A 10,620-nucleotide genomic window follows, 5' to 3' on the forward strand; every position below is an offset into this window, starting at 1 on the left:
CAAGGGCTCTATATCCAAGATTTCCTTCCAGATATTCTCTTACCACCAATAGTTTTAATTCTTCACTATATTTGCCCATAAATAAACACCCCAAAAGCCAGATTTTACTCTAACTTTTGGGGGTCAGTACAGAACCGTCCCCATTGCATACTATTATCTTCTAAGTATTTCTTCTATTTTATGAATGGGAACTGGATTAATTAATCGGACCAGATCCTCACTTTGTAATGAAAGCTTTTCATGCATGGTTTCACCCCTTCACAGCAAACAAACATAATCGTTCCTATTAGCTTTCCTAAAATAGGATGTGATTATTATTAAAACAGGTGTCCAGAGGGACGGTTCCCATGGTATAAGTTTGACAAAAAAGACCGCGAGAACCGTCCCTATGGTATTGACGTCTGGATAATTATTGAATAAACTATTGTTAATTATCTAACAAAGGCAATGAAGAGAAAAAGTAAAATGGTATTGTTTTTCACCAGAGAGCTTCGGTAGCTGAAAAGAAGCAAAAACATTCATTTGAACAATGGTCTCTGAGCTTCGTTCTGAACGTACTTTTGTATTAGTAGGAGACGACGAGATTTGGCACTCGTTATTAATGTCACAGTATAAGAGTTGTTTAAGTAAAACTCCGTACTTGTTGAGGCAGATAGTGTGAGCTATTTTGCAAATTAAGGTGGTACCGCGTGGAATTCAAACCCCGTCCTTAACTATTACAGTTAAGACGGGGTTTTTTTGTGTTTTTTTATTAAATTTACATTAGGAGGTTTTAATTTATGAGTATTTTTATTGGCGGTGCTTGGGCTTATGCAAATGGTTCATTACATTTAGGTCATATTTCTAGTTTGTTACCTGGGGATATACTTGCAAGGTACTACCGTTTAAAGGGAGAAAAGGTTTTGTATGTATCAGGCAGCGATTGTAATGGAACGCCAATTGCTGTCAGGGCGAAGCAAGAAGGTGTTTCTCCCCAAGTAATTGCAAACCGCTATCACAATGAATTCGAAGATTGTTTTTCGAAATTAGGTTTTTCGTATGATATTTATACAAGAACGGATACAGACCATCATCATAAAGTCGTCAAGGAGATATTTATCGAGTTACTAGAAAAAGGACAGATTTACAAAAAGGAAATCGAACAAACTTATTGTGATCAATGTCATCAGTTTTTGCCTGATCGTTATGTTGAAGGGATTTGTCCTGTTTGCAAGGAGCCTTCTCGTGGAGACCAATGTGATAATTGTTCAACCATATTAGAACCACTTGAACTGCTTGAAAGAAGATGTAAAATTTGCGGGAACGAACCTAGTGCAAGATTCACAGAGCATTTCTATTTTGCACTAAGCTCTTTCCAAAAAGTGTTGGAAAAATATACACAAGAAGCAGAATATAGGAAACTTTGGAGGGATAATGCCATTTCTCTTACAAAACGCTACCTAAAGGAAGGCTTGCAAGATAGAGCCGTTTCAAGAGATTTGCCTATTGGGGTAAGTGTTCCAGTCGCTGGATATGAAGACAAGAAAATCTACGTTTGGATTGAGGCGGTAGCAGGATATTACACAGCCAGTAAACGATGGGCGAAGGAAACAAATAATGATGATTCAACGTTTTGGGATTCTTCAACTCAATCTTTTTACGTTCACGGGAAAGATAATATACCATTCCATTCCATTATTTGGGCCGGAATTCTTGCTGCACTCGGCAAAGAACATTTACCAAGTCATATCGTATCAAATGAGTATTTGACGTTGGAAAAGAAAAAATTATCTACAAGTAAAAATTGGGCGGTTTGGGTTCCTGATATTTTAGAAAGATATCAACCAGATTCGATACGGTATTTCCTAACAATCAACGCACCAGAGAACCGGGATGCTGATTTTTCTTGGAAAGAATTCATTTATAGCCATAACAGCGAGTTATTAGGGGCGTATGGAAACTTTGTGAACCGGACATTAAAATTTATTGAAAAGTCATTTGATGGTCTAATACCTGAAGAAGAGATCACTTCAACGATCCAAGATAAAGTTAACACCTTATATAGAGAAGTGGGTCAATGCATTGAAACTACTTCCTTCAAACAAGGATTAGAAAAGGTATTTGAACTTGTTAGATTCTCGAACAAATATTTTGATGAGCAACAGCCTTGGAAACAAATAAAGGAAGATCATGAGTCTTGCAAACAAACTCTGTGTGATTGTGTTTATCTGATTGCAAATTTAGCTCATATTCTTACTCCATTCCTTCCTTTTTCTAGCGGTAAAGTCAAGGAAATGATAAACACTACAGGAACCGAATGGAAAGCATTTGATGTTAAATCAGTGCGTTTGTCAAAAATAGAACCATTGTTTGAAAGAATAGACACAGTAAGAATTAAAGAAGAGCTTGAAAGATTAAGCACCCAAACAGTTTAAAAAAGGATTCAAAAAAGCCATAGAAATTGCTAATAATCTATAATTATATTATGTTAACTGACATTCCGAAAAGTAAGTGTAATAAGATAACAAAAGTTATAAAATCCTGCCGTATTCGAATATATCTAAAAAAGGAACAGATAATGGAGGGATTCTTATGGCTTTTGTTGTAATTTATACAGTGGGCAGACTACATCATCCCTATGATCACCCTGCTTCTCATGAGTTTTTTAAGGTGGGATACGAAGTAATGCGACAGGCTGAGAAATCGGGACAGCTGGTAAAGGAGTTCTCCCCATTTGGAGTTCCTATCCCGGAGGAAGCAGCTAAAGGGGATGGATATCCTGTTCTTACACTTACGGTATGGAAAAGTCTTCTAGCCTTATATCGTTTTACCTATTCTGGACAGCACAAACAAGCGTTGAGAAACAGGAGTAAATGGATGGAGTCTTATCCAGAGAAGCACATTCCATATGTAATGTGGTGGACAGAGAAGGTGGAGGATGTCTCTTGGGAGGAGGCCTTCAAGCGGTATAACTATTACATAGAGAATGGTTCTACTTCATTTGTATTTGATTTTAAACAGACATTTGATGAAAATGGGGAGAGGATCGAGGTAAGTAAGTGACCAGAGTTCCACTGATAAGTTGGGAATCACATTAATAAGTCTCAGTTTTTCCTTGAACACAAAAGGGTACCTATAAGTGGTAAAATGAATTAAAACTATAACAGGTATTATGGTCAATGATTAATTCTTAGGAGAGTTCAAGTTGGATAATGGGATTTTAGTATTTATTTTAACAACTATTGGGAGTTTGGTTTTGTTGTTTGGCTTAGGTACACTAATTGGCGGGGAAAATATTGAATTTATTTATCTAATCTTATTTATCATTCAATTTTCGTTTACCACCACTATATTATTTCAAATTTTACATCGAGTAAAAGGGTTAGAAAAAAAGGGAAATAAAAAAGAATAACTCGTTTCAAGTGGGTGCAGCAATTCCGTTATGTTGTACTAGCAGCCTCAACTGTCGCAGAAGCATTTTTCTTTAATCGAACCCATATGGTTGACCCAAAAGCCCCCAATGAATCAATCATTGGGGTTCTTTTCATTCCTTATGCACCTGGATATTTAATAGTCTTGTTTTTGAAACCATACCAGCACTTTCTAATGTTAATTTTGAATTATCATTGTAGTACCAACAACCACAAATCGGTTTAAGATTATTCGTGTAACACCATTGTTTTAAGTGATGAATAATAGTCCGGCCTATCCCAAGTTTTCGAACGCTTTCATTGGTAAACATACCAACACTTGCAATACCATCTTGTAAAATACTTTTTTCTATAATACCTACACCTAATAGACTTTTATCGTTACTAAATACAAAAATTTGGCCATCGCGAATGCGTTCTTCCAATTGATCAAAGAAATCATGACTAATTTCGATGATCTTGTCTACGTCACGATCAACAGCTTTACTGAAAGATCCTTCTTTATATAACTTTTCCTTGGGAATAGATATCTTGTTATCTTGAAAAAAGTAGGCTTGCTTATTGATTTTATAATCCTGATCGATAACTGAACTTAATAATAATTCATCACCTGTAGAAACAAAAATCGATTGAATGGAGTGCTTTGATAAAATTTCATTCAATATGACTTTATTCATTGGATATAAATGTCGCTTTAAATAGAATTGAGTAAGCAGAGTATCCTTGAAAATAGCATAGTAGCCTACAACTTCTTCATCATAGTGAATCATATAAAAAGAAATATGTTCCTCTAAAAACGAATCAAAAGGAGACGATAAGGAAGCAACATAATCATCCATGAACTCTTTAACATCCTCTTGCTTGCATGGTTTCAAAACACATTTCATCGATTCCACCTCATTCATCCATGTATACTTTTAAAATAGCATGTTATTAAAAAATGTTCGATATTTTTTTATGACCATCACTATCCGCAATTCTTTGTGATAGGAAGAAGCTTAGTGGCAAACAGTTCTAACAACTGTTTGAGGGGGACAGTCATAGAATGACGGGTATTATTGAGATAGTTTATTAATGGGAGGCTATCCATTAGAAAATATCTTTACAAGGATGTTATTGGTAAATTATAATTTGAGAGGATAATTAAGATAATTTGAAAATTTCAGGGAATAGGAGGTGTAAGGAATTGCTTAATGGTGTATGTTTTATAGTTAATTTTATAGAAGTTTGTTCCATCACATTTGTGATGTCTCCTGGGAGCAGTATGCCCTATTTTAACTATAAAGCGATGGAGCAACCATAAGTTTCCCTTACCCATTCTTTCATGTAATTAAAAGCCGTGGGCAGGTTTAACTTGCTCATGGCTTTTTTGTGCTTGTAAATAAGGAGTTGAACCTTTCTAAATGTGTTAAAAAATCAGTCTGACCAGATGGATGTCAGAGAGAAATGAGGTAAAAGAATTGAAAATGAGTTTAAATGCTTTTCGAAAGATGGATCGCAATATTTGGATCCGTTTTATAGGTGAATCGATTAATGGTATTGCAATGATGATGTTAATGCCCTTTTTCGCCTTATACATGAGTGATAAGGTGGATCATTTTTGGCAAGTAGGTGTGGTGATGGCGATGGGGCCGATTGCCGGAGTGCTTGGTTCATTATTAGGTGGAAAGCTTGCGGACCAATATGGAAGAAAGCCTATTATGATTGTCTCCATGGTTGGAAATGGATTGGTTATGCTAGGTTTTATTTTTTTCGATGGCTTCTATCCATTCTTAGTCATCTCGAGTTTTTTCGGATTGTTTAATTCTCTTTTTCATCCTGCAGCATCTGCTATGGTTGCGGATGTGACGGATGAAGCGGGACGGACGGAAGCATATGGGCTACTGCGAATGGGTCACAATATTGGCGCGGCAATCGGACCACTGCTTGGGGCATCCATTGTGTTTTTATCAAAATCAGTTATTTTTATCATTGCTGCTTCATCTGTCTTTATTTATTCCATTTTTTTAGCGCTGTTGCTTTCAGAAACACTGCCGAAGAATGAACGAAAAATGGAAACGAAGGATCTTGATAAAGAAGAGAAACTGCCTTCTATTTTTACGGTGCTCGTCAAAGACAAAATTTTATTTTTCTATATTATCACAGGAATTGTTATTTCAATGGGATTTTCTCAAACAGAAGGGATGCTTCCACTGCATTTTGATCAACAATTGCCTTCACTTTCCGATGTCCAAAATCCATATCCTTATTTAATGGCTTTTAACGGAGCTCTGGTCGTTTTCTTCCAATTTGCGATATCGAGATGGGCAAGTAAGCGCAAACTTGGAAAGGTCATGCTATATGGTTCGGTTTTATTTGGTTTTGGGCTGCTAGCAGTAGGATGGCTGCCAATCTTTTTTACAAAGCTCCAATTTTCTTATTGGAGTATCCTTTTAATCCTTCTCGTAATCTATGGAATATACACATTAGGGGAAATGCTTTTATCCCCGGTACAAATGACATTTGTAGCAAATATTGCACCTGAACATTTACGAGGTACCTATATGGGGGCAGCAAGCCTCCAGTGGATTGTTGGGAGTGCCGTCGGTCCCATTGTTGCCGGTTTTTTGCTTGATGATCAGCTTGGTCAGGTTCTATTTACAATTTTGGGAATAGGGTGTGTTTTTGCCGGTATTATTTATTTATCACTAGATAAATGGGTAACACAAGCGAAGGAAAAGAATCAGCCCCTTCAGGTAAAAGAGGCTGCAGCAAGTAATACGAATTTAACATAGCTTATTTAAAACGAGCTCGATTCTACAGTAAGAATCGAGCTCTTTCTTATGCTAAGGGTTTTTATAGTGTTTAAGCAGGTGATTTATGGTATTAAGTGGAATTATTGTTTAGGAAAAACAAATCGAATATAAATGGAGGATAAAGTATGAGTCAAGTATGTGTGATTGGAATTTATGTTCCTAACATTCAGGAGGCAATTATTTTTATACCACAGTTTTGGGCTTCAAAATTGTAACTCTCGTTCACCGATAGTGGATAAAGCATTGCCATCATATTCATATTACTTTTTGGAATATACTGTATAATGTTAATTGGAATAGTTAACTTTGGATTTCAAAAAAAATCTTTATGAGGAGGGAAGGTTTGTTATACTTTCTTTTATTAATGAGTATCGTTTTAATGGTATGTATAACCAAATTAGCTCAACTATCAATTATTTGGGTATTACTTGGTCAAATTAGTTTGTCCCTGGTATTAATAATGGTTGGGAATCTTGAGATTACTACTATAAATCAAATTTATGGTCATCAAATAGAATTAGGTTATTTAGCAATACCCTTTACGTTGTTATTTCTAGTAGGTTTTACAAATGTAATCAATACGAGGAAAGTGCGAAATCCTGCAATATTGCTTTTACCATTCATTTCCTTACTTTATCTCACAATATCAGCTTACATTGTTGGCGATTCATTTGTTTTAATAACAGGATTTTGTTCTAGTTTAGTGGTTCTGTTTATTCTGCTATATGGATACTTCAAAGGAAAAACTTTTCTAGCAAGTATGTTCACTATGTCAATAGGTTTTATAATAGGCGTGCTTTCAATATCGCTTATTAAAATATCAATTTTATTTATTTATATCCCAATATTTACATTAGCCCTGCCATTCACTTTATATTATTTCATTCAAAACAAAATAACGAGTGTACAAGCAATTACGATTAGTTCATCGATGGCTATTTTATTCGGTGCATTAATTTTTATCGTTTCTTCAAATATTTTATGGCTTTTCGTTGTTGGGATATCAATTATTTTGGTTATAGCACAATTTACGAGTAAATATCGATTTGTTTAATCAAACGGGGGTGGTACTCGCGTTTTTTTACTATAAAAAATACATAGAATCCTAGTATAGAATGGGAAGGTTGATTTCATGTATTTTAATCAAAATCCATATGAATGCAAAATGGAGTGGGGAAGGCGTGGAGCTAGGGAGGCTGCAAATCGTGGGGACATCGTTATTATCGTTGATGTTTTAAGTTTCTCATCAACCGTTGTTTCTGCTTTAAATAAAGGTGCAATTATTTATCCGTATCCGCCTAATTTGGACGGAAAGCTGTACGCAGAAAGCATAGGTGCTGAATTTATATTAGGAAGAGCGGAGGCCGCTAAATTAGATAAACCTACTTTATCACCTGTTTCTTTTAACCAAGAACACAATTCTAAGAAATATGTTTTAACATCACTAAACGGATCATTTTGTACATGGATTGCTTCAAAGGTACCAGCATTATTAGTTGGTTCTTTGTTAAATGCACGTTCAGTTGCGGATGCAGCAAATCTTATTCAAAAACAAACCAAAGCAAATATTACCGTTATCCCCTGTGGAGAACAATGGGAGGACAATAAATTACACGAAGATACTTTACGCCCTGCAATGGAAGATTATTTAGGTGCTGGATCAATTCTTTCATACTTGGCAGGAAAGAAATCTCCCGAAGCAGAGCTATGTACCACCGCATTTCTTCATACAAAACATAATATAGATGAGTTTATTTGGGATTGTGGAAGTGGACGAGAACTTCGCGAAAAGGGATTTGAATCTGACGTAACACATTGTAGTCGATTAAATGTTTACCAGACTGTTCCTGTGTTGTGTAGAGATCATTTTATCGAATATAGTAATGTTTAGACTAAAAGTTTAAGGGAGATCAGAGAAAATGATCATCATGATTAATGGAGCTTTTGGGGTCGGAAAAACGTCTGTTGCGAATGAATTACAAAAAAGTATTAATAATAGTATGATATTTGACCCTGAAGAGATCGGCTATATGGTACGTAATATCATTACAGAAGAGATTGCACATCCATACGAAAAAACAGACAATTTTCAAGACTATCAATTATGGAAGCAACTAGTGGTGAATGTGGCCAGTCTATTAAAAAGAACATATGACAAGGACTTAATCGTTCCAATGACCATTTATAATAAAGGATATTTTAAATACATATTTAATGGATTCAAAGAAATAGATGAAGAGACTTTTCATTTTTGTTTTACTGCAAAAGAAGAAACCATATATGAGAGGCTTAGAAAAAGGGGGGAGAGTGAAGGAAACTGGTGCTTTCAGCAAACTAGGAAGTGTATGGATGGATATAAAGATCGTTGTTTTGAAAGTTTCATAAATACCGACGGAGTTAATATTAATGATATTGTAAATATAATAAATCAAAAAGTTTCCTCGCTAAATTAAATTTGGTTAATGAGCTTTGTACAAGTAAGCAAACGTTCGCCTTTCTTTCCTTATTAGAGGAAAGTGGAGGGGGAAAAATACTGCCACCATAGAATCCGTCTCCTTAACCATATCCGCCACAAACATATCTGTACAGATGAATCGGATAACCATAATATTTACAATGAAAGGAGGCATTTGATGACGCCTCCTTTCGTTTATTTAGATTAAACTTTCATATGTCAGATGTTTCGAAAAATTTTTAAAAAACGGGCAAAGAGTAGACACCGTTATTTGATGATTAGTATTAAACTTGATCCTCTCGCTCTGTGACTACGTTTTCATGACCACATCGGTTACATATAAACCATGTCGCAATATATCCCCATCCATCGGGTTTCTGACTGGATTCTTCATAAACGTGTCCTTTTAATTTACAGATGATGTTCGATAAAATACCCATCATAAAAACCTCCTTCAATTAAAAGTTGTTTTTACTATCTTATTCACCTATGCTTGTACCCTTTGTTTTTAATTTTTACTACAATCATTACAAAGAATTACATGAACTTGACTATTCTATTTTTTACGTATATATCGCATAACAAATTTGATTTAACCTATGCACGACCAACGAAAATAAGTTGACCTGCTATTTCAAAAAATATAAAACTAGGCTCATACGTCCTTTAATGTAGGTAGAAGGCTTAAGTGTTGCAGACCGATATGGGACCTTGTTTATTATGGAACTTCATACATGATGTAATTTGTTTAACTGACGGGGCCTTGCGTTCAAGAGGATGGCAGCGGTAATCCTTACCTGTTCTTCAGCTAACTGGCAGGTTAGCTGAAGAAGTAAGTGTTGTATTTGGAAACTAAAAAGTTCTGTTTATGCAAATGTTATTTTTATGTAAATAAGCCAAAAATATATAAAGGTGAATATATATTTTCAACTTTTTTAAAAATATTCAACTTGTTGCTAAAGTACCAGTTTATCATTCACATCTATACTTGAACTTAGGCTCTGTCTGAATATAAAAAGCATTTCTTACTTGTGCACTCCAATTTGCAAAGGCTGATCTCCATTCAGGAGTGTTAAAGAATTGATCAACAGTTTGAGTTTCAGAATGCCAAACTATAAATAGGTTTAGTGGGGCAATTCCTCCTGCCCAAATTCCATTATTTGCGTCAGTGTCTTCTTCCCTTACTAATAATAAGGGTAGTCCAAATTGAAAAGCCATTGAAGGTTCTACTTGTGAATAAACTGATCCTATCCAGAAAGGAGTGGATGGTGGAGGGGGGCCTGCATTGACGTCAACTGTTTGAATTTTAAAACGACGAAGGTTTACTGCCAACATTCCATAGCTTGATGAAACTAACCGTCGAATATCAGTTAAAATGGATTCGGGATAACTTTCGCTTAAAGGTAATGTACGCGGAAAAAGTAAAGCACTCTCAATCTCTAAAATTAGACGGTCTAGAAACCGTTGTTGGTTGTCATTTAAATGAGTTGTCGTACTTAAAAATATGGGAATACGATAAGCACGGTCAATACACTCTTGGTGTGCCGAGGATTGATATACTTTTTCTTCCTTTAAATGTTCATTTTTAGAATTTCTTGAGGAATCTGTGCGTGAAGCTCCTGTATATTTCATCACTTTCTCATCTCCTTTTTTAATTAGTCTATGGAAAATGATTAAGTGAGATTGGACATACCACCTGATTTCTAAAATTAGGATTTAAAAAAACTAAAATTTTTTTCCTAAATTCGAATTTCATATTCGTTTTGACCGTACAGACTGCTATATTCCTACTATCAAAACATACGTAGATTGTTGTACAGGGAGAGATAGTTTACTAGTTTTTCCTAAAATTTTATTTTAGAAATTGTGAAAAATTTCACTTAAACTAACAGGTAGCGTTTCTTCCAGAGGAGCTGCCATTTCAGGCAGCTTTTTGTGCGACGGGCAGTCCCGTAGAGTG

10 protein-coding genes and 1 other annotated feature are annotated in these 10,620 nt (G+C 35.3%); of the genes, 7 read left to right on the top strand and 3 right to left on the bottom strand.

Features of this window, described 5'->3' with window-relative positions; all coding sequences use genetic code 11:
- Nucleotides 1-438 precede the first annotated feature (438 nt).
- Nucleotides 439-714: a binding site (T-box leader), on the top strand.
- 65 nt (nt 715-779) lie between these two features.
- From metG to H0184_RS26555, 3 genes are all read left to right on the top strand, one after another.
- The gene (gene metG / locus H0184_RS26545) at nt 780-2,414 is read left to right on the top strand and encodes a methionine--tRNA ligase (protein ID WP_221830745.1); all 1,635 of its coding nucleotides are present in this window, start codon (nt 780-782) and stop codon (nt 2,412-2,414) included.
- A gap of 157 nt (nt 2,415-2,571) precedes the next feature.
- On the top strand, nt 2,572-3,042 hold the full coding sequence (locus H0184_RS26550) for a DUF3291 domain-containing protein (protein WP_221830747.1): 471 nt from the start codon (nt 2,572-2,574) through the stop codon (nt 3,040-3,042).
- A gap of 142 nt (nt 3,043-3,184) precedes the next feature.
- Nucleotides 3,185-3,391, top strand: a complete 207-nt coding sequence (locus H0184_RS26555) for a hypothetical protein (protein ID WP_221830749.1) — start codon at nt 3,185-3,187, stop codon at nt 3,389-3,391.
- 132 nt (nt 3,392-3,523) lie between these two features.
- Here the strand turns inward: H0184_RS26555 and H0184_RS26560 are convergent, their stop codons facing one another.
- A complete protein-coding gene (locus tag H0184_RS26560; protein ID WP_221830751.1) occupies nt 3,524-4,297 on the bottom strand; it encodes a GNAT family N-acetyltransferase in 774 nt (257 codons plus the stop codon).
- 573 nt (nt 4,298-4,870) lie between these two features.
- Here H0184_RS26560 and H0184_RS26565 point away from each other — a divergent pair.
- The 4 genes from H0184_RS26565 (at nt 4,871) to H0184_RS26580 (ending at nt 8,658) form a co-directional block, all read left to right on the top strand.
- Nucleotides 4,871-6,184, top strand: a complete 1,314-nt coding sequence (locus H0184_RS26565; RefSeq protein ID WP_396953625.1) for an MDR family MFS transporter — start codon at nt 4,871-4,873, stop codon at nt 6,182-6,184.
- 364 nt (nt 6,185-6,548) lie between these two features.
- Complete coding sequence (locus H0184_RS26570) at nt 6,549-7,259, top strand: MraY family glycosyltransferase (protein WP_221830753.1); 711 nt, start codon at nt 6,549-6,551, stop codon at nt 7,257-7,259.
- Nucleotides 7,260-7,337: 78 nt separating this feature from the next.
- A complete protein-coding gene (locus H0184_RS26575) occupies nt 7,338-8,096 on the top strand; it encodes a 2-phosphosulfolactate phosphatase (RefSeq protein ID WP_221830755.1) in 759 nt (252 codons plus the stop codon).
- 28 nt (nt 8,097-8,124) lie between these two features.
- The gene (locus tag H0184_RS26580) at nt 8,125-8,658 is read left to right on the top strand and encodes an AAA family ATPase (protein ID WP_221830757.1); all 534 of its coding nucleotides are present in this window, start codon (nt 8,125-8,127) and stop codon (nt 8,656-8,658) included.
- 286 nt (nt 8,659-8,944) lie between these two features.
- Here the strand turns inward: H0184_RS26580 and H0184_RS26585 are convergent, their stop codons facing one another.
- Together H0184_RS26585 and H0184_RS26590 are read right to left on the bottom strand one after the other, a co-directional pair.
- Entirely contained in the window at nt 8,945-9,103 is a 159-nt protein-coding gene (locus H0184_RS26585; protein WP_221830758.1) for a hypothetical protein, read from the bottom strand.
- Between the two features lie 529 nt (nt 9,104-9,632).
- A complete protein-coding gene (locus H0184_RS26590; protein WP_221830762.1) occupies nt 9,633-10,292 on the bottom strand; it encodes a hypothetical protein in 660 nt (219 codons plus the stop codon).
- Nucleotides 10,293-10,620: the final 328 nt, after the last annotated feature.

Origin of the sequence: Neobacillus niacini, from assembly GCF_019749295.1 — a bacterium.
Taxonomy (GTDB): domain Bacteria; phylum Bacillota; class Bacilli; order Bacillales; family Cytobacillaceae; genus Neobacillus; species Neobacillus niacini_D.